This window comes from Corallincola holothuriorum, from assembly GCF_003336225.1.
Classification (GTDB): domain Bacteria; phylum Pseudomonadota; class Gammaproteobacteria; order Enterobacterales; family Neiellaceae; genus Corallincola; species Corallincola holothuriorum.
In genome coordinates, this window is sequence record NZ_QPID01000005.1 from 42,639 (window position 1) to 61,817 (window position 19,179).

The 19,179-nt window shown below is 51.2% G+C and carries 14 protein-coding genes; 13 read left to right on the top strand and 1 reads right to left on the bottom strand.

All coding sequences use genetic code 11. From position 1 onward, the window contains the following. Positions 1–35: 35 nt before the first annotated feature. The 5 genes from DU002_RS09345 to DU002_RS09365 are packed head-to-tail and all read left to right on the top strand — an operon-like array spanning position 36 to position 7,535. Complete coding sequence (locus DU002_RS09345) at positions 36–545, top strand: pilus assembly FimT family protein (RefSeq protein ID WP_158538015.1); 510 nt, start codon at positions 36–38, stop codon at positions 543–545. Next, entirely contained in the window at positions 535–1,164 is a 630-nt protein-coding gene (locus DU002_RS09350) for a type IV pilus modification PilV family protein (RefSeq protein WP_114338119.1), read from the top strand. Before DU002_RS09345 ends, DU002_RS09350 begins: the two co-directional genes overlap by 11 nt. Beyond that, positions 1,164–2,006 (top strand): PulJ/GspJ family protein, encoded by an 843-nt coding sequence (locus tag DU002_RS09355; RefSeq protein WP_114338120.1) that lies wholly within the window; start codon positions 1,164–1,166, stop codon positions 2,004–2,006. Before DU002_RS09350 ends, DU002_RS09355 begins: the two co-directional genes overlap by 1 nt. Then, positions 1,996–2,496, top strand: a complete 501-nt coding sequence (locus DU002_RS09360; protein ID WP_114338121.1) for a hypothetical protein — start codon at positions 1,996–1,998, stop codon at positions 2,494–2,496. Before DU002_RS09355 ends, DU002_RS09360 begins: the two co-directional genes overlap by 11 nt. Next, positions 2,493–7,535, top strand: a complete 5,043-nt coding sequence (locus tag DU002_RS09365; protein WP_114338122.1) for a DUF6701 domain-containing protein — start codon at positions 2,493–2,495, stop codon at positions 7,533–7,535. The genes DU002_RS09360 and DU002_RS09365 overlap by 4 nt, the downstream gene beginning before the upstream one ends. A 27-nt stretch (positions 7,536–7,562) precedes the next feature. Here DU002_RS09365 and DU002_RS09370 read toward each other — a convergent pair whose 3' ends face one another. Beyond that, entirely contained in the window at positions 7,563–8,039 is a 477-nt protein-coding gene (locus DU002_RS09370; protein ID WP_158538016.1) for a YbaK/EbsC family protein, read from the bottom strand. Between the two features lie 216 nt (positions 8,040–8,255). Here DU002_RS09370 and DU002_RS09375 point away from each other — a divergent pair, with 216 nt between their 5' ends. Genes DU002_RS09375 through tldD form a run of 8 tightly spaced genes read left to right on the top strand, consistent with a single transcriptional unit; the run spans position 8,256 to position 19,151 of the window. Continuing rightward, positions 8,256–9,299 carry a rod shape-determining protein gene (locus DU002_RS09375; RefSeq protein ID WP_114338124.1) on the top strand — a complete coding sequence of 348 codons (1,044 nt, stop codon included), beginning with the start codon at positions 8,256–8,258 and terminating at the stop codon, positions 9,297–9,299. A gap of 60 nt (positions 9,300–9,359) precedes the next feature. Beyond that, positions 9,360–10,214, top strand: a complete 855-nt coding sequence (gene mreC / locus DU002_RS09380; RefSeq protein WP_114338125.1) for a rod shape-determining protein MreC — start codon at positions 9,360–9,362, stop codon at positions 10,212–10,214. Further along, complete coding sequence (mreD, locus tag DU002_RS09385) at positions 10,211–10,699, top strand: rod shape-determining protein MreD (protein ID WP_114338126.1); 489 nt, start codon at positions 10,211–10,213, stop codon at positions 10,697–10,699. The genes mreC and mreD overlap by 4 nt, the downstream gene beginning before the upstream one ends. 11 nt (positions 10,700–10,710) lie before the next feature. Next, complete coding sequence (locus DU002_RS09390; RefSeq protein WP_130567137.1) at positions 10,711–11,337, top strand: Maf family protein; 627 nt, start codon at positions 10,711–10,713, stop codon at positions 11,335–11,337. Then, on the top strand, positions 11,315–12,790 hold the full coding sequence (gene rng, locus DU002_RS09395; protein ID WP_114338127.1) for a ribonuclease G: 1,476 nt from the start codon (positions 11,315–11,317) through the stop codon (positions 12,788–12,790). Before DU002_RS09390 ends, rng begins: the two co-directional genes overlap by 23 nt. Continuing rightward, positions 12,791–16,879, top strand: coding sequence for a YhdP family protein (locus DU002_RS09400; protein ID WP_114338128.1), 4,089 nt, complete (start codon positions 12,791–12,793; stop codon positions 16,877–16,879). Further along, positions 16,876–17,703 (top strand): carbon-nitrogen hydrolase family protein, encoded by an 828-nt coding sequence (locus DU002_RS09405; RefSeq protein WP_199405211.1) that lies wholly within the window; start codon positions 16,876–16,878, stop codon positions 17,701–17,703. The genes DU002_RS09400 and DU002_RS09405 overlap by 4 nt, the downstream gene beginning before the upstream one ends. Further along, on the top strand, positions 17,703–19,151 hold the full coding sequence (tldD, locus tag DU002_RS09410; RefSeq protein ID WP_114338129.1) for a metalloprotease TldD: 1,449 nt from the start codon (positions 17,703–17,705) through the stop codon (positions 19,149–19,151). Before DU002_RS09405 ends, tldD begins: the two co-directional genes overlap by 1 nt. Positions 19,152–19,179: the final 28 nt, after the last annotated feature.

Consider the following 19,179-nt stretch of genomic DNA (forward strand, 5'->3'; position numbering starts at 1 on the left):
TTAGTTAAGTAACTCAATTTGTTAGGTGCCTTCTGTTGCTGAGTTTTCAACGCGCCCACCGCGGTTTCACTTTGGTTGAATTGGTCACCACCATTATTCTTGTGGGGATCATTGCGGTGGTGGTGGCTGGTAAATTTTTTGGCCGCGGCGGCTTTGAAGAATACACCTACCGGGATCGCCTGCTGGCGAGTTTGCGTCTAATTCAGCTCAATGCCATGAATGATAGAGCTGAAACCTGCCATCAGTTGCTGCTGGAAGCAACCCGTTTTGGCGTTCCTAATCTGAACCCCTGTGCCTCGTCCCGGGGCTACAGCGGCGACTATTTTTCTACGCCACTCGAACCCAATCGCAGCGCTGATTTAGCCGGAGAATCTGGCCGCGTCGTTTATGGCTTTAATCGCACATCAGGACTGCCTGCTGATATCCGTTTTGATGGCAGTGGCCGTCCTTTAGCCGCTTGCTTTGGTGGCTGTGAAATTACCGTGAATGGTGAGGTGACGTTGCGCATCTGTATTGAGTCGGAGGGCTATATCCATGGCTGTTGATGGCCGAACGCCCCTAACGAGCAACAACGGCTTTAGTCTCATCGAGCTGGTGATCGGCATTATTGTTTTGGCGGTAGCGCTTGTCACTATGTTGACCATGATTTTTCCGCAGGCCAGCCGCAGTGTTGACCCTTTCCATCAGGTGCGTGCTTCAGAGCTGGGTCACTCCTTGCTGAATGAAATTTTGACGAAGAAGTTTGATGAGTGCTCAGGTCACACTGGCGATGAGCGCTCCGATACTGATTGCAGTAATAACCCGGCTGGCAGCTACCGCTGTGACGAAGCTGGGCCCGCAGGTGTTTTGGTTGCTTGTATTGCGACTATCCCCACCTGTCCGGCATCGGGGATGAGTGCGGCAACAGAAGAGGGAAACGATCGCGCCACTTATAACGATGTCGATGATTATCACTGCCTCGACCAAAGCGGAGATCAGATTGAAAATGCCCTCGGTGAGCCCTTGACTGACTTCTATCAAAATTACCGCTTGCAGGTCAGTGTGGCGTACGACGGTGCGGCCTTGGGATTGGCAAATAACAGTGCGGCGAAACGGGTCACCATTTTGGTCACCCTGCCGTCGGGTGAGCAGATCGCATTTAGCGGCTATCGGGGGAACTACTGATGGCTATTGCTCAAGCTAAGTTGATAGTGCCACGAACTCCGCGCATGCGCCGCGGTTTCACCCTGATAGAGATGATTGTCACTATCCTGTTGTTGGCGATCTTGTCGGCGGGGATCACCCGCTTTATCGAGATAGGCAGTGAGATCTATGTGGATGTCGCTGCGCGTGAACAGCTACTTAGTGAAAGTCGTTTTGTTTTGGAGCGGATCACTCGCGATATTCGGAGTGCGGTGCCCAACAGTGTGCGTGTGAGATCCGGTGCTGTCAGTGGCGCCCAGGTACAGTGTCTGGAGTTGCTGCCACTGCGGGGCAGTGCCAGCTATATTGATCTTCCGGTGTTAACAGCGGCTGCTCAGGCGCAGGTGATTAAGATTAATAATTACAGTTTTAGCAGTGGTGATCAGATGTTGGTGTATCCGCTGTTAACGGATCATGTATACGCTAATAGTGGGCGACGCCATACGGTCACGGCGATAAGTGATGTGTCGGGGGAGGAAGATCTGCAACAGATCGACTTTGCAGCAGCGACCCAGTTTGCCGCCGATTCGCCGGGTAAACGTTTCTATCTTGCGGCGCAGCCACTGAGCTATTGTGTGCGCAATGGCAGTGTCTATCTGCACCTGAATTATGGCTACCAGTCGAGCCAGCCGCTCTTTGCCAGTGGCGGTTTGCTGATGGCAACACAAGTGTCAAATAACCTGATCGCTGAGCCTGTTTTTCGTTTTGCTGGTGCGACACTAAATCGCAATGCGTTGGTGATTGTGCGCCTGCGACTGACACGGGTAGATGATGCCGAAACATTGGCTTATAACCATGAGGTGCAGGTGCCGAATGTACCCTGATCCTATCTCTGCAAAGCGCAACGACCTAACCGTGGCATCTCGTCAGCGCGGCAGTGCTTTGCTGCTCGCTCTGTTTATTATTGTGGTGTTGTTTGTGCTGGGGGCGGGGATGATCCGCTTGCTTGGCTCCTCGTCAGAGAGCGTGACCTTTGAAGTGTATGGGGTGCGAGCGATGCAGGCGGCACAAACGGGCGTGGAACGGGTGTTAACCACGCTGTTTCCTGCTGGTGGTCTTGATCAGCATTGTGACGGCACTCCTACCAGCCCTTTGCTTGATGATAGTTTTAGCTCCAGTGGCACTACGGCGTTAAATCTGGCAGGCATAACTGGCCTGGCAAACTGCGCGAGTGTGGTGGTGGAGTGCAGCGATCGCAAACACTTGGGCGTGACCTATTATTATTTGGTGAGCACTGCGACCTGTACGGTGGGTGGTGGCTCTACCGCGCTGGTGATGAGTCGGCAAGTGGAAGTTGAGGCAAAATCGTTATGAAGTCGATGCTGCGTTTGGTTGTTTTGTTTACCTTTCTGCTTGTTTCTCCGTTTTCGTTGGCGGTGACTTGCGATGCCTTGTTTACCAAGCCTGCGCAATCTTGGGACATTAATGGTCGTTTGACCATGTATAACAACTCCCGCATATACAACAGCATCGATGGCCAATTGCCTTTTGTAAACAGCACGCCGGATCCTTTACCAAATAACTCCTGTAGAAGCATTCCTGGGCCAGACGTTTGTTCGATTACAGGGACTTCTGCCGTTGGTCGTGACACTTTTACCTTTCAAGTCTCCAGCAGTAACGAATTTATTCAAGCGAATAACGGTGAACAGATCGTCCTAGGGGAAGCTCCCTTTAATGGCAATGAATTTGGCGCTATTCAGATCAATGGTGGTCGCGTTGAGTTTTCTGCTAATCACAGTGAATACAAAGTGGGCTCGATCCAAATCAATAACAGCAGCGCCCGGTTGACTTTCCCCGAGGGGATATTTTGGGTCAACGGTATTTTTACGCTTAACGATGGACGGGTTGAACTTAGCGGCAGTGGTACAGCAACAGTGATGGTGAAAGACCACTTTGAAGTGAACAGTGGTAATGGTCGCATCAACAACAATGGTGATCCCAAACGACTGTTGTTTTATTCGGGCCAAACCACACGGTTTAATGATGGAAGAATATGGGCCACTGTTTTTGCTGACAATGATTTTGTGATGAATAACGGTAGTGAGCTTAATGGGGCCGTCAATGGAAAAAATGTGGTAATGAATGATGGCGATATTAATGGCGTTGATGTTACTGGTATCGATTTTTCGCCTATCTGTGGCGATGAACCGCCGCTTCTCCCTGATATTCCGCAAACCTGTCCATCCCCAGAAACTATTGGCGCGGGAGTCACCTGGTCTACATTCGACAGCTCAGCGGTTGGGCACACGCCAGCGGCAGATGCCACAGAATTCCAGCAGCTGATTAATACCTACGCCAATGATACCTATCTGTTTGGTAGCTCTATCGTTGATGAGATCAACGGTGGTGGTACCGATATTAATCCCCACAGCAGCCAACAAGATTATTACATCAGCACATTTACAGGCTATATCGAGGCGCCGGAAGATGGCATTTACGAGTTTGCTATTGATGGTGATGACGCCGTCGAGGTGCTGATCGATGGTCAGGTGATCACGGGTTGGTATGGTGAACATGCTCGTGCTGGTCTTCCACAATTCCCTGCGCAAATTGGGCTTGAGCAGGGCTTTCACCGTGTCGAATTTCGTCATCAGGAGTTAGCGGTCGAGGAGTTCTTTTATCTGTATTGGAAGACGCCATCAGATATCGCTAATGGTGCAAGCCTCACCATTGTACCCACCGACAACCTGTCGACCTGTTTTAGTACCAAGCCGCCGATCATCCCAGAATGTCCGGTGCCCGTCGCGGGGCTGGATTTTTATACCTTTGATAAGCCACCGGGAGCCCCGTTAGATGCTGCGCAGTTTCAAACCCTGGTGGATAACTATGGTCGTTTGGGCACCGAGCAAGGGCGTAGTGTAGTTGCGACCATTGATGGTTCTGGCAACCCCCATGGCGCTGATGATTATTTTCTCAGCCGTTTTATCGGCTATATCCACGTACCGGAAACCGGTCAGTATAAATTTGCTGTGGATGGTGACGATGCGGTGGAACTGTTAATCGACGGTGAGGTGATAACCGGCTGGTACGGTGCCCATGGCGATTGTAACTACTGCACCACCTATCAAGCGAGTGTGGGTCTCGATGCGGGTTACCATGAGATTGAGTATCGTCACGAAGAGGAATCCGGCAGCAATGCCTATCGCTTGCTGTGGCAAGCCCCGAGTGACAGCAGTTTTTCTATTGTGGCTGATGCCGTGCTTGAACGCTGTCCGCCGCCGACCTATGAATGGGGCCGAACCGAGATGAACAACGGGTCGGGCTCGGTGACGTTTAGCAATGATTACCTTGGCATTACTCCGCTGGTGTTCGTGATGCCGACCATGGTTTACCCCGATGCTTTGCAGGATGGCCCTGCGTCTGTCGCTGTGCGCAATGTGACTTCTACCGGTTTTGATATCGTGCAACTGGAAGCGCCTAATCGTTATACCAGTCAGCCGGGTCAGAAGCCGATGGTTGATGTGGATTATTTTGTCACTTTGCCGGGGCGGGTACAGATGCCGGGCGGTGGTGAGTTTGAAGCGGGAACGATAGAGACGCAAAAATATCAGGGTAAAACGACCGACAGCGGTACAGGAAGAGGCGGTTGGGAAGCGCTTAGCTTTGACGCTGTGTTTGCGACAACGCCGGCTGTGCTTGGTCAGATCCAGAGCAATAATAATCCTGATTTATGGAAGACGACAGTGATCCGCAATGTCACTGGCAGCGGGGCGCAATTGGCGATAGAGATGTCGGAAGTACCGGGACGTACCAATGCCCAAGGACGGCCGACATCACCCGAAACTATCGCTTACTTAGCGGGTACAGGGAGTGGCAGTTTTCAAAGCAACAGTGAAACCATTCTTTATGAGTTTGGTCGTGGACGTACCCATGGCAACAATGGCCGTACGCGAGATCTGGATCAGCAGTGTGAATACTTAAACTCCCATATCAATGACTATATTGATCCGCCGGTACTGGTGGCGAATAAAAATTCTCGAGACGGCAGCGATGGCGGCTGGCTGCGCCGCTGTCAGAATTTCCGTCAGGCAGCAAGTTTTGTCACCGATGAAGATCAGGCGAATGACCGCGACCGTGCTCACCTACCTGAGGATGTGGGGTATATCGCGCTGACGTATCGCTCAAATACGGATCCCATCTATGACTTCATTATTACCACTTCGCCGGACGCATTGACCTGCCGGGTGCAGGAGATAGGCATTCGGGTAGAGCAAAACGGCGTGTTGGTGGGGGGGTATTTAGGTGACATTCAAATCAATACCGATACCGACAACGGTATCTGGTCCGCGGTCGATGCGAATGGCGTACTGCAGGATCTAGGCAACGGTGACATCCGCTATAGCTTCAACGCCAGTGATGGCGGTGAAATTGTGCTTGGGCTTGATAATGTCGTACCGGAAACGGTGACTATTACCGTCAGTGATGGACTGTCCAGCAACAGCGCCGCTGTCACCTTTCGCGCCAAAGGTTTTTTTGCCGAAATCACCCCCTGGCATGACCCTAGCTTTGCTATTCCAAATCAGTTGGCCGGGCAACCTTTTAACTTGGTGTTGACTGCTGTCGGTGATGACCCCAGTCAGCCCGGTTGTGAACCGCTAGTTGATTTTGAAGGGGCGAAATCGCTGGAGATGTGGCAGGGCTATGTTGACCCTGATCCGGCGGCAGGCTTGTTAGCGGAGATTGATGGTGTGGCCTTGGGCGTTGGCGAGGCTAATGCTGTCTCTATCGCGGCGGAATTTGCTCTGGGTGTTGCGACCCTAAGCAACGTTACTTATTGGGACGCCGGGAAGATCTCGCTGCATGCGAAAGACCTTTATGACACGGGGGATCCGCCCGCGGATACAGGCGATGAGATCCTGCAGGGTAGCAGCGAGATACTGTTTAGTCCGCAAAGCTTACGGATCGATAAAATATATAGAAGTGGCGATATCACGGCGTTAAATCCCGGCGGAACAGCTAGCGATACTGACAGTGATGGCTTTGTCGCTGCTGATGCACCGTTTGATATGGTGATACAGGCGCTGGCGGTTGATGGCGCGACGGTGACGTCATCTTATCGGGTTGGTTTGGCGTTAACGCGGTTGCGTGATACTCCATCTAATTCGAACGCTAAAGACGGCATACTTCGATATGTTGATGGTGAAGGCCTGATTGCCCCGATTGTACCACTACCGCCTTGGGCGCCCCCGGGGGCTTCGCTAGCGCTGCCCGAAACTGTCTTTGATAAAGGGGTTGCGACTATCTCTTCGCTCTATTTTTCAGAGGTGGGCAGTATCCAGATAGGAATTGATAGCGGCGATTGGCAGGTGACAGGCAACAGTTTAACCATACCGGCCTCGACACAGCCGGCAATTGGGCGTTTTTACCCTGACCATTTTGTATTAACTTCGGATTTAACGACCGATGGCAACAGCAGTAATCCGCTGTGCGTCGCTGGCTTTAGTTATATGGGGGATGAAGCGCTCACGGTTGAGTATCAGGTTGAGGCTGTCAGTGCCAATGGCACTCTGACCAAAAATTATGATTATCCTACGCTGGGTTATGAGACCGGTATATTAGGCCTGGCGGCTGAAGACAGCAGTGATGGTGTTGATCTCGGTGGCAGATTGGTCAATGTGATCGCGGCGGATCGAGCTGACTCCTGGAAGGAGGGTGTGTATACCTTCTCCAGTAATACAGCGAGTTTGGAAAAGGCGCTGACTGGCGCCATTGATGGGCCGTTTCCTTTGTTACAACTGAGCCTAGTTGTCACGACTGAGATGGATGGGGTGAATTTCGATACCTTGGATGAGGATGCCGACTCCCCCGGTGATTGCACTGATGATAGCGATATAACGTCCGGAGAGTGCAGCAGTCGCCGTATTGGTGGCACCTTAGATCTGCGCTTTGGCCGTTTGGTGACCGCAAGTAATTATGGCTCTGAGCTGTTGGCTTTGCCGATCCCGATCAGCGTCGAAACTTATGATGGCAGTAGTTTCATTACAGAAATTGACGACAGCTGCACCATCATAGACACGGCGTATGTCACGATGAATAGTGAACCGGCGGGAACCTTGGACAATATCGCTCTGTTGGACGGCTCTGGCACTACCAATGCCGGCTACGCTGAGCCTATTCGACAAGGTCAGCTGCAATTTACGCTATCGGCGCCGGGCGAGGGTAACACCGGACGCGCTGAAATCCGCTTTAATTTAAATGCGTTACCGTTTTTTCAGTTTGAATGGGATTGCGCCAATGACTTGACCAGTTGTAATGGTCTTGGTGTTGATAATCCGCCTGTAGCTGAGGGCTTCTTTGGCCGCTATCGTGGCAATGAACGGGTGATCTATTGGCGCGAGACCGGTGCTAATTAATACCAAAATAGATTTCGGGGAAGGCGATTAAAGCGGGTGGCAGCAGTCCACCCGTGTTCCTTCAACCAGCGCTAGGTAATCGCTTACTTGCATGCTGATCGACTCTGTCAGTGAGCCGCAGGTAAAGACTATCTCCTGGTTGGCATAGATGGTTTCGTCGATAAACAGTTCGCAATCGATAAAGCGGCCGCCAAAGGGAGGGAGTGCGCCCTTACTGACCCCTGCGAGCTCTTTTAGCTCTTGTTCGTTAGCGAAGCGCACTTTCTGTTGTTGCAATATCTTGCGTACGCGATTGGAGTTGATCCGATAGGCCGCCGAGATGACAAACATGCTGAAACCACGGCGACTCTTAAACAGCAAAGATTTACCACCAAGATGCAGTGGCGTGCCTCGCAATGCGGCACTTTGATAACAGTCTACAGCGTCACTGTGTTGCCACTGTTGAAAGCTAATATTTCGTTGTTGCAGTAGCTGTTTGATCTGCTGATTCAGGCTTTTGTCCAACTTAATGAAACCTCTTGCGCTGCTTGTGGTCGTAACTTGCAACCGCTCTGCGCCCATATATTGGGTGAAAATTGCTCGTAAATAGCCAAAAACGCGTGTTAGCCAGTCATTACTTGAAAGCTATCACACTCGCCAGCTTGCTGAAAACAAGGGGCATTGGTAAAGTTACGCGGTTAACCGGAACCCTCAAATTAAGCATCCCAGTAGGCGCTCTCTATGTTCAAGAAACTCCGCGGCCTGTTTTCAAATGATCTCTCCATTGATTTGGGGACAGCCAACACTCTTATTTATGTGCGCGATGAAGGTATTGTTTTGAACGAGCCTTCCGTCGTGGCGATTCGCCAGGAACGTGCTGGTGGGCCAAAAAGTGTCGCTGCTGTAGGTCATGCAGCTAAGCAGATGCTGGGAAGAACTCCCGGCAACATTCGCGCGATCCGGCCGATGAAAGATGGTGTGATCGCTGACTTTTATGTCACTGAGAAAATGCTGCAGCACTTTATCAAGCAAGTTCACCAGAACAACTTGCTACGCCCCAGCCCACGGGTACTGGTGTGTGTCCCTTGTGGCGCGACGCAAGTTGAGAAGCGTGCGATCCGTGAATCAGCCATGGGTGCCGGTAGTCGGGAAGTGTTCCTGATTGAAGAGCCGATGGCCGCCGCGATTGGTGCTGGCATGCAGGTGTCTGAAGCCCGCGGTTCGATGGTGGTAGATATTGGTGGTGGTACCACGGAAGTGGCGATCATCTCCTTGAACGGTGTGGTTTACTCCTCTTCCGTACGTATCGGCGGTGACAAGTTTGATGAAGCGATCATCAACTATGTTCGTCGAAATTACGGTAGCTTAATTGGTGAAGCTACCGCTGAACGGATTAAGCATGAGATTGGCTCAGCTTACCCAGGTGAAGAGCTACGGGAGATTGAAGTCCGTGGACGTAACTTGGCTGAAGGGGTTCCCCGCAGCTTTACTCTCAACTCCAATGAGATCCTTGAAGCACTGCAAGAGCCATTGACCGGCATAGTCAGTGCCGTGATGGTGGCCTTGGAGCAATCGCCACCAGAGCTTGCTTCTGATATTTCGGAGCGCGGCATGATGATGACCGGTGGTGGCGCTTTGTTAAAAGATATCGACCGTCTGTTGATGGAAGAGACAGGGATCCCTGTCGTTGTTGCTGATGATCCGCTGACCTGTGTTGCTCGTGGCGGTGGTAAAGCGTTAGAGATGATTGATGTTCATGGCGGTGATCTGTTCACTTATGAGTGATCACCTGTCACTTGAACCATTATCAGATAAGCCAACTTCATCTCGGAGTTGGCTGCTTTAATGAAACCGATTTTTGGTAGCGGACCATCACTGCAACTGCGTTTGGTGATTGCTGTCTGTCTTTCGCTTGCGCTAATGATCGCTGATCGTTCTTTGCCGCAGGTGGGTCAATTCAAGTTCTATTTGAGTACCTTGGTTAGCCCGTTGCAGTATCTGGCTAATGCGCCGCAAGGTGCCTTGGACTGGGCGATCGACCATGTAAAGTCGCGTCGACAGTTAATCGCTGAAAACCAAGCCCTCCGTGAACAAGCTTTGCTGGACAGTGGTCAGTTGCAACAGTTTGCCCAGTTGAAGCAGGAAAACGAACGTTTACGCGCATTGTTGGGGTCATCCAAGCGCTCAACCGTAAGAAAGATGGTTGCAGAGGTGTTTGCCGTCAATAGCGATAGATACAGTCTGCAAGTGGTGATCGATAAGGGCAGCTTTGATGGTGTTTATGTCGGGCAACCGGTACTTGATCATGAAGGTGTTGTGGGTCAGATAGAAGATGTTGGCTCGACCACCAGTCGCGTGATTTTAATTGGTGATAGCTTGCATTCGATCCCTGTCAGGGTTCACCGCAATGATGTCCGCGCCGTCCTTAACGGCACCGGTGAAGTCGATAAATTAGCTCTGCAATATGTAGCGCATAGCACAGATGTGCGGATAGGTGATTTACTGATCTCATCTGGTTTGGGGGGGCGTTTTCCTGAGGGCTATCCTGTTGCTAAGGTGACCAGTGTTGAGAGCGATGAAAGCTTTCCATTTGCCCAGGTGACAGCGCGCCCAATTGCTGAGCTAGATCGCCTCCGTTACCTGCTACTGCTTTGGCCTGATGCTGATGACCAACCTTGGACTAAGGGGGCGGCAGAATGAGCCTACAACTGCCCAATGGTCGAATAACAATCTATTTCTCTTTGGTTTTAGCGTTAGTGCTGACCATTATGCCGTTGCCTAGTGTGGTGTCTGCTTGGCGCCCTACCTGGGTGTTGCTGGTGTTGTTGTATTGGACCTTGGCATTGCCCCATCGCGTGAATGTTGGCCATGCCTGGGTGCTGGGCTTGCTGCAAGATGTATTGCTAGGGGCACCGCTGGGCGTGCATGCCCTGAGCTTTAGCTTGGCTTGTTATGTTTTTGCTTTGAATTTCCAAAGATTTAGAAATTTTTCAATCTGGCAGCAATCTTTGCTGGTCGGCGTCATCTGCTTAATGCACCAGTTGCTTCGTTTCTGGGCGGCGTATCTGTTTGATGATGTGGCTCTGACCTCTGGGATCTTGTATCCGGTGTTCAGCAGCATGGTGCTTTGGCCGTGGATATTTCTATTGTTGAGAAAAACCAGACGGCGTTTTAAAGTCCGTTAACGGAGGGCACTATGGCGCTGCATCTGACCGTTCCGCTCACTCTGGCATCCGCTTCGCCACGGCGGAAAGAGTTATTATCCCAACTATGGCCCTCTTTTGCTGTCATACCTGCCGATATCGATGAAACCCCTCATGTTGGTGAGCAACCCCGAGCGCATGTGACGCGTCTGGCGCAGGAAAAAGCGCTGACGGTATCGGCGTTGCACCCCCATACATTGGTTCTGGCAGCCGACACCATCGTGGTTGCGCGAGGGGAGATCCTTGGGAAACCGGAGAATGATCAAGATGCATTTACCATGCTCGGTCTATTATCAGGTCAGGAACATCAGGTGATGACCGCTATTTCGGTGGCATTTACGGATAAAGTATTTAGTCAATGTGTGGAAACCCAAGTCTGGTTTCGGCCATTATCGAACGCTGATATCACCGAGTATTGGGCAACCGGAGAGCCTGCTGATAAAGCCGGTGCGTATGGTATTCAGGGCTTGGGTGGCCGCTTTGTCGAGCGGATTAATGGCAGTTACAGTGCTGTGGTCGGGTTGCCTTTGGTTGAGACAGAGCATTTGTTGCAGCAGGCTCAACAGACGTTGGTGAAACAATATTCAGGAGAATTGGGTGAACGTGGAATTATTGATTAACGTGACACCCAGTGAAACACGGGTTGCGCTGGTTGAAAATGGTATCTTGCAAGAGGTACATATTGAGCGACGTGCCAAGCGCGGTATCGTCGGCAATATATATCAAGGCAAGGTGAGTCGGGTGCTGCCGGGAATGCAGGCAGCGTTTGTCGATATCGGTTTAGATAAAGCCGCTTTTCTCCATGCTTCAGATATCGTTCCCCATACTGAATGTGTCGCTGACGTTGAACAGGAGCATTTTCAAGCGGGCAATATTGCCGAGCTAGTGCGCCAAGGTCAGGACATTATGGTGCAAGTAGTAAAAGATCCCTTGGGCACTAAAGGGGCGCGCTTGACTACGGATATCACCCTACCTTCTCGTTATCTGGTTTTTATGCCAGGGCAAAGCCATGTGGGTGTCTCGCAACGCATCGAGAGTGAGGATGAGAAAACTCGACTGAAAGATCTAGCGAGTAAACATATTGATGAACTGGGTGGCTTTATTGTTCGTACGGCTGCTGAGGGTGTCGGCGACCAAGAGTTCGAGCAAGACGCCAAGTTCCTACGCCTACTGTGGCAAAAAACTCAACAGCGACGCACTGAGTGTCAGCCCTGTAGTGTTTTATATGAAGATCTGCCGCTGGCGTTTCGTATTCTGCGAGATTATGTTGGCACCGGCATCGACCGCTTGCGTATCGATTCCCGTCAAACCTACCAAAGATTAAAACTGTTTCTGCAAGAGTTTGTCCCTGAACTTACTGATACCGTTGAATACCATGCCGGTGATCGACCTATTTTCGACCTGTTTGATGTTGAAAATGAGATCCAACGGGCATTGGACAGAAAGGTAGAGCTTAAGTCTGGAGGTTATCTGATTATCGACCAGACCGAAGCGATGACGACTATCGACATCAATACTGGTGCTTTTGTCGGTCATCGAAATCTCGAAGAGACTATCTTTAATACCAACTTGGAAGCGACGCAGGCAATAGCCCGCCAGCTTAGATTACGCAACCTCGGCGGTATTATTATTATTGATTTCATCGACATGGTGGATGAAGACCATCAGCGCCGGGTACTGCATAGCTTGGAGTTGGCGTTAGCCAGAGATAAAGCCCGCTTTAGTGTTAGTAGCTTTTCGTCGTTAGGTTTGGTGGAGATGACGCGTAAGCGCACGCGGGAAAGCCTTGAGCATGTGTTGTGCGCTGAATGCCCCGAATGCCAGGGGCGGGCATCGGTGAAGAGCGTGGAAACAGTTTGCTATGAAATTTTGCGTGAGATCCTGCGAGTGAATAAGGCTTACCAAGCCGATCGCTTCGTGGTCTATGCTTCACCGAGTGTGGCTGAAGCGTTGGAAGGTGAAGGTGATGAGTCTCATAACCTTGCGGAACTAAAGGTGTTTATTGGCAAAGAGGTGTCAGTGCAGCAAGAAGCACTTTATGCTCAAGAGCAGTTTGATGTGGTGATGATGTAAGTGACTAAACGGTTCATATCCCCACTTTATTGGTTGAAAAAGGCTTGGCTGATTGTCGCCATATTTTTGGTGCTAGCGGCCATGGCGGTTAGTGGTGCGCGGGCGTTGTTGCCATACCTCGACGATTACCGTGACGAGATCGTGCAGTGGATGGCGCACGAGTACGATGTTCACCTTGCCATTGATAGCCTGAGTGCGCGCTGGGAAAAGTTAGGCCCATCCCTCTCTCTGCAAGGCTTAACTCTGCTGGATGTCGATGACTCTAGCTTGCAGTTGTCAGTGGCCGAAGCGCGCGTCGAGCTGGATTTTTGGCGTACCCTCTATCACCGCGAGTTGCGCTTTAAAGATCTCACCTTGGATGGCGTGCGTTTTACTGTCGACCCTTCAAAGTCAGCTGCTAATAATCAGATGGATCTCGATGTCAGGCATACATTAGCGACATTTTTTCTGGTGCACTTATCGAAAGTGGAACTGACCAATTCTGAGCTTTTGTTACGTCAGGCGGATGACCACTGGCGTAAAATCGAGATTAATCGGGTGAGCTGGTTAAACCGCAACGGTAAACACCAGGGCCAGGGTGAAATCGTTTTAGAGTCACAGTCTCAGGAAACGGCTAATTTTGTGTTGAATGTGGCTGGAGAATTGGGTAACCCTGATTCATTGCAGGGGGAACTCTATATTGATGCTCAAGGGGTCAATTTTACCCGCTATCTGAACAGGGTGCTGGGTGATTTTTATCAGGTGACATCAAACGAAATAAGCGCTGAAGTATGGGTCGATTTTGCCTGGGATCGCCTTGTCGGAGTTTGGGTTGATTTTGGTGAAAACCACCTGAACTGGGATCTAGGTGGAGAGAGCCACAGTTTGACTCTGAATGGTGGCAGTGCGAAATGGCTGCCATTAGCGGAAGGCGGCTGGCAGTTCGCTTCCAGTGGTACTCAATTTGCCACCGATGGTAAGACCTGGAAAGACTACGAAGTGGCCGGGAAATACCACAATGATAAAATGGCAGTGAGTGTTAAAGAGCTGGATATCAGTCGCTTACTTCCCCTGTTGACCTTGGCGCCGGTGTTGCCACCCGAGGTTGAAGATCCGCTGAGGGGGTTGAAGCCGGAGGGGATCCTGAAACGCTTCAATATGTATGTGGATGTGAGTCAACAGAGCTTACATCTGTCGGCCGATGTGTCGGGGCTGGGTTGGAATCATTGGCAGGGCATACCGGGGGTGAAGGGCATCGATGGTCGATTGGTTATTAACCCTGGAAGTGGTCACCTGAGTTTGCAAGGGCGGCAGTTAGCCGTTGATGTCGGCGAGGTGTTCGCTGAACCGCTAGTGATTGAGCAGATGGGCGGCGTGCTTTATTGGTTGCAGCAGCCGGGGCATTTTCAACTGTTCTCCGATCGTGTCGCGCTGACAACACCTGACTTGGGGGTGACGGCTGGTTTTCATTTAGATATTGCCGAACAAACCTCTTTATCTTTGTACGCGGATACCTCGTTGAATGATGCTGCGTCGGCTTACCGTTATTACCCGCTGCCGGTGATGGACGAGGAGTTGGTGGCTTATCTAACTGATGCCTTACAGGGCGGGAATAGCCAGCAGGGCGGTTTGCTTTGGCATGGTAGCTTTGCTGAATTCCCCTACAGTAATAATAAAGGCATCTTTCAAGCCCACCTCAACTTGGATAAAGCCAGATTTAAATTTGACCCTGAATGGCCAGCGTTAGACCCGGTTGATCTGCGGCTAATGTTTGAGAATGATGGCCTTAAAATCACCTCTTCTGGAGGTGATTTGATGGGCACTGAACTGCTGTCATTGCAAGCGGATATTCCGGAGTTTCAAGACAAGTCTGTGCTTTTTATTCAGGCATCGGCACGCAGTGATGGACCCAAAGCTACCGCGTTAATGAACGCATCGCCATTCCAAGAGCCGGTGGGGCAAGTGCTTGAAGATCTGCCGGTTAAGGGCGGAGTTACAGCGAAACTTGATTTAACCATCCCGCTGTACGAAGAAGATCCTGTAGTAGCCAAAGGTGAAGTGTTCTTCAAAAATAATGAGGTGACAATCGCCGCGGCAGGAATGACCTTGCAGCAGGTTAATGGCAGTTTGTCATTTGTTGATAGCACGATACAGATGCGAAGCTCGACCGCCACCTTGTACGGTGAGCCGGTGCGTTTTGATCTGGATGGTCGCGAAACGGGTAATGATGACTATCGTATTGATGCCTCGGTTGATGGTCACTGGCCCGTGTCTGCGCTTGGTGCCCTATGGGATGATCCGCGTTTGGCATTGGCACAGGGTTCGGCGGATTGGCAGGGGGCTGTTGCTGTCCGGTCGATAGGCGAGAGAATCCTCACCGATATTACGGTGAGTAGCGGGCTAAAGGGGGTGAGCGTTGATTTACCTGCGCCTTTTGATAAGCCTGCTGAAGCCTCTTGGCCGATGATGGTGCGGTTGAACCATGACGGTCAGACCTTGCGTATCGATACGGAAGTTCCTGAGCGGTATAGGAGTCGGGTGATAATGACCGACGATGGTGATGATCTATTATTGGATTCCGTCAGTGTGGCAATTGGCAATACTGACTTACCGCCATCCAAAAATGGTGATGTACAAGTTGGCGTAAAATTACCTGAGTTCGATCTGTCCCCCTGGCTCGACCAACTGTCAGTGCTGCACCCTGATAAAGTGGATGGGGTGTCCCTGTCTGCACCAGAAAACGTTAACCGTGTTGAGTTTAGGAAGTTACGCGCTGATATTGGACGACTGACGGTGTCTGGTTTAGCGTTTGAACAGTTTAATCTGGATGTGACTGCCAATAGTGGTGTGTTGAGTGGTCAGGTCAGTGGTGATCAGGCGGAACTGGATTTTACCTACGCCAATGACTCAGCGGTGATTAATGCTGAATATCTAACATTAATGCTTGATCACCAATTTGAGGCGACAGATAGCAGCGATAAGGGTGAGACGGATAGTGTTGCAGAACCGCCTGATGAGATCCCCGCCGATGGTGCTGATGAGAGTGTTGTATTAAAAAGTCATACGGATGGGGCTGGCGCTGACCATGATTCTGGAGCGGGGGCACCGTCTGTTGATAGTGAACACGCAGAAGGGGCTTTGCTTGATGAACTTGCGGCAACAGAGAGCCGAAAGCTGCCAGCTATCTCGTTAAAATGTAAGCGATGTGTTTATGACAAATACACCTTAGGGCAAGTCGTCTTTGAGCTACAACCTTGGCATGACGGGGCAAAGGGGATGTCGCTGGAAGCGTTAAACGTTGATGCCAAAGATGGCAAACTGCGGATGCAAGGTGGCTGGCGCGAAAATAGAGAGGGGCAGATTGTCACTCAGGTTAAGGGCACTTTTGTGAGTAAGGACACTGGCGAAACAGCTGATTTTGTTGGTTTGCCATCACTGATCCGAGATGCCACGATGGATAGCTCCTTTGACTTTTCTTGGTTGGGCTACCCCGAACAGTATACCCATAAGAACTTCAACGGCACCATGTCGACCAATATGAAGGATGGTTACATTGTTGATGCGGGCGGTGGCGGTGTTGGGATCATCAGCATGCTTAGCCTGGATACGCTGCTTCGGCGTTTGCGCCTGGATTTTAGCGATATGTTTGATAAGGGGCTCACTTTCAATACCTTCAAAGGCAATTACGATATTGAGAGTGGTGTTGTGTCTACGAAAGACCTGAAGATGGTAGGCGCCTCAGGCACCATGACTATTGCTGGCCACACCTCACTGGTGACAGAAGAGCTGGACTATGACGTGGTGTTTTATCCTAAACTCACTGCGAGCCTGCCAGTATTGACCGCGTTTGCTATTACCCCTGTCACTGGATTGGCGGTATTGGCGCTAACTCAGGTGATCGACCCTGTGGTTGAAGTGGTCTATCAGGTCAATATGAAAATTGAAGGCACCATGTCTGAGCCGAAAGTCTATGAATTGGATCGCAAGAGTAAAGACGTGAAGATGAAAGAGTTGAAGAAGCAGGAGTCTGAGGAGATAAAGGATGCTGACGGAGGCAGCGTTGATGCCACGGGTAAGCTTTCTGACTCTAAATTGGCTGAGGCCGCATGAGCTGGTTGAGCGCGGTACAAATGGTCAGTGGCCCGATACCGGCAGATAATTTTGCTCGCCTAGTCGTATTGCTAAGTAAGCTGCCGGAACATCGCCCCCAGTTGGTGGTGTTGCCAGAAAACGTGCTTTGCTTTGGCGGAGATCCACAGGCTCTGCAAACCATTGCGGAGTCACCTAACGATGGTCCCATTCAGCGTCAATTGGCGGCGTTAGCTAAGCAGTTTCAGTTTTGGCTAGTCGCAGGCAGCTTTCCTTTACGCGCTGATGATCAAGTGACAGCCAGCAGTTTGCTGTTTTCTCCAGCCGGAGAAACCATTGCCAAATACGATAAGATCCACTTGTTTGATGTCGATGTGGATGATGCTACTGGCCGTTATCGCGAGTCAGACCAATATCTTCATGGTGCCACACCGACGGTCGTGCCAACCCCTCTGGGCAATTTGGGGATGGCTGTTTGTTACGATCTCCGTTTTCCTGAACAGTTCCGTTGGATGCGGCAGCAAGGCGCTGATGTTATCTCGTTACCTGCGGCATTTACGCAGGTCACAGGAGAGGCGCATTGGCATACGTTAATCCGTGCTCGAGCTATTGAAAACCAATGCTATTTGGTGGCCGCCGATCAAGGTGGCGTGCATGCGGATGGGCGCGAGACATTTGGTCACAGCATGATTGTCGATCCCTGGGGCGAGGTGGTAGCCGAGCTGGAGAAAGGGGAAGGGGTGATCAGTGTTGCCATGGATAGTGAGAAAATGGCACGTATCCGTAGTAACATGCCGGTATCGCAACATGCCCGCTTTCATTGTCATTGGGGTAAGGAGTCTTAATGTCTATTGCATTGGCGCAGCAACATCTGCTTGAGCCGACAGGTATCACCATCGCCACATTGGAAGAAACGCTCGCATTTCTTCATCAGCAGCCTCTGGATTTTTCCGATCTCTATTTTCAGTCCAGTCGCCATGAGTCTTGGATGTTAGAAGATGGCATTGTTAAAGAGGGCAGCTTTAATATTGAACGTGGCGTCGGTGTCCGAGCGGTGCAAGGAGAGAAAACCGGCTTCGCCTATGCCGATGAGATCACCCCTTCAGCGATCCGAACCGCAGCAACTGCAGCACGCGGCATCGCCCGTAGCGCGAGTCATGCAGAGCCCTGTGTTGCCCTTAAAGCGATGGCAGCGGCTCCGCTTTACCCTGCTGAAGACCCGCTTAATAGTTGGGATGAACAAACCAAAATCGCTTTACTGCATGAGATGGAAGCGGAAGCTCGACGCATGGACCCGCGGGTCAAGCAGGTGATTGCGTCTATTTCTGGGGTTTATGAACAGGTGTTGGTGGCGGCCTCTGACGGCACTTTAGCCGCAGATTACCGCCCTTTAGTTCGACTTAATTGTACCGTTCTGGCAGAACAGGATGGGCGGCGTGAACGTGGCTCGGCGGGCGGTGGTGGCCGCGGTAGCTATGAGATGTTCTTAGCCTCCGACAACGCTGTAAAAGTCGCCTTAGGCTATGCCAGAGAAGCGGTAAGGCAAGCGACTGTGAATTTAGCCGCCATTGATGCGCCAGCGGGAACCATGCCCGTGGTTCTTGGTGCCGGCTGGCCCGGCGTGTTATTGCATGAAGCGGTGGGGCACGGTCTGGAAGGTGACTTTAATCGTAAAGGTACCTCAGCGTTTGCTGGTAAGGTGGGCGAGTTAGTCGCCAGTCCGCTATGCACCGTTGTTGATGATGGCACCATGGCAGGACGTCGGGGCTCATTATCTATTGATGATGAAGGTACACCGGGACAGTACACCACTTTGATTGAAGAGGGTGTGCTCAAAGGCTATATGCAAGATAAGCTCAATGCCCGTTTAATGGGCGAGCAGCCTACCGGGAATGGTCGCCGGGAATCTTATGCCCACCTGCCGATGCCGCGAATGACAAATACCTATATGTTGCCGGGAGAGCATACGCCGGAAGCGATTATCGCGTCGGTTGAGAGTGGCATCTATGCCCCCAACTTTGGCGGTGGTCAGGTAGATATTACTTCCGGTCGTTTTGTGTTTTCTGCGTCCGAAGCCTACTTGATCGAAAACGGCCAAGTGACTAAGCCAATTAAAGGTGCCACATTAATAGGCGTTGGTGCAGAGGCGATGCAACAGATCTCTATGGTTGGAAACGATTTGGCGTTGGATAAAGGGGTCGGTGTTTGCGGTAAGGATGGTCAAAGTGTTCCCGTCGGCGTCGGGCAGCCAACTATTAAGCTGGATCAGCTGACCGTCGGCGGAACAGCTTAGTGACCAGATGCTAAGTGAACAGGAATCG

Bases quoted from the DNA above. Each gene is read 5' to 3' on its own strand.
- DU002_RS09405 (WP_199405211.1), top strand. From the start codon at position 16,876: ATGAGCTGGTTGAGCGCGGTACAAATGGTCAGTGGCCCGATACCGGCA.
- DU002_RS09390 (WP_130567137.1), top strand. From the start codon at position 10,711: ATGGCGCTGCATCTGACCGTTCCGCTCACTCTGGCATCCGCTTCGCCA.
- DU002_RS09350 (WP_114338119.1), top strand. From the start codon at position 535: ATGGCTGTTGATGGCCGAACGCCCCTAACGAGCAACAACGGCTTTAGT.
- DU002_RS09375 (WP_114338124.1), top strand. From the start codon at position 8,256: ATGTTCAAGAAACTCCGCGGCCTGTTTTCAAATGATCTCTCCATTGAT.
- DU002_RS09360 (WP_114338121.1), top strand. From the start codon at position 1,996: ATGTACCCTGATCCTATCTCTGCAAAGCGCAACGACCTAACCGTGGCA.
- mreC (WP_114338125.1), top strand. From the start codon at position 9,360: ATGAAACCGATTTTTGGTAGCGGACCATCACTGCAACTGCGTTTGGTG.
- mreD (WP_114338126.1), top strand. From the start codon at position 10,211: ATGAGCCTACAACTGCCCAATGGTCGAATAACAATCTATTTCTCTTTG.
- DU002_RS09355 (WP_114338120.1), top strand. From the start codon at position 1,164: ATGGCTATTGCTCAAGCTAAGTTGATAGTGCCACGAACTCCGCGCATG.
- tldD (WP_114338129.1), top strand. From the start codon at position 17,703: ATGTCTATTGCATTGGCGCAGCAACATCTGCTTGAGCCGACAGGTATC.
- DU002_RS09365 (WP_114338122.1), top strand. From the start codon at position 2,493: ATGAAGTCGATGCTGCGTTTGGTTGTTTTGTTTACCTTTCTGCTTGTT.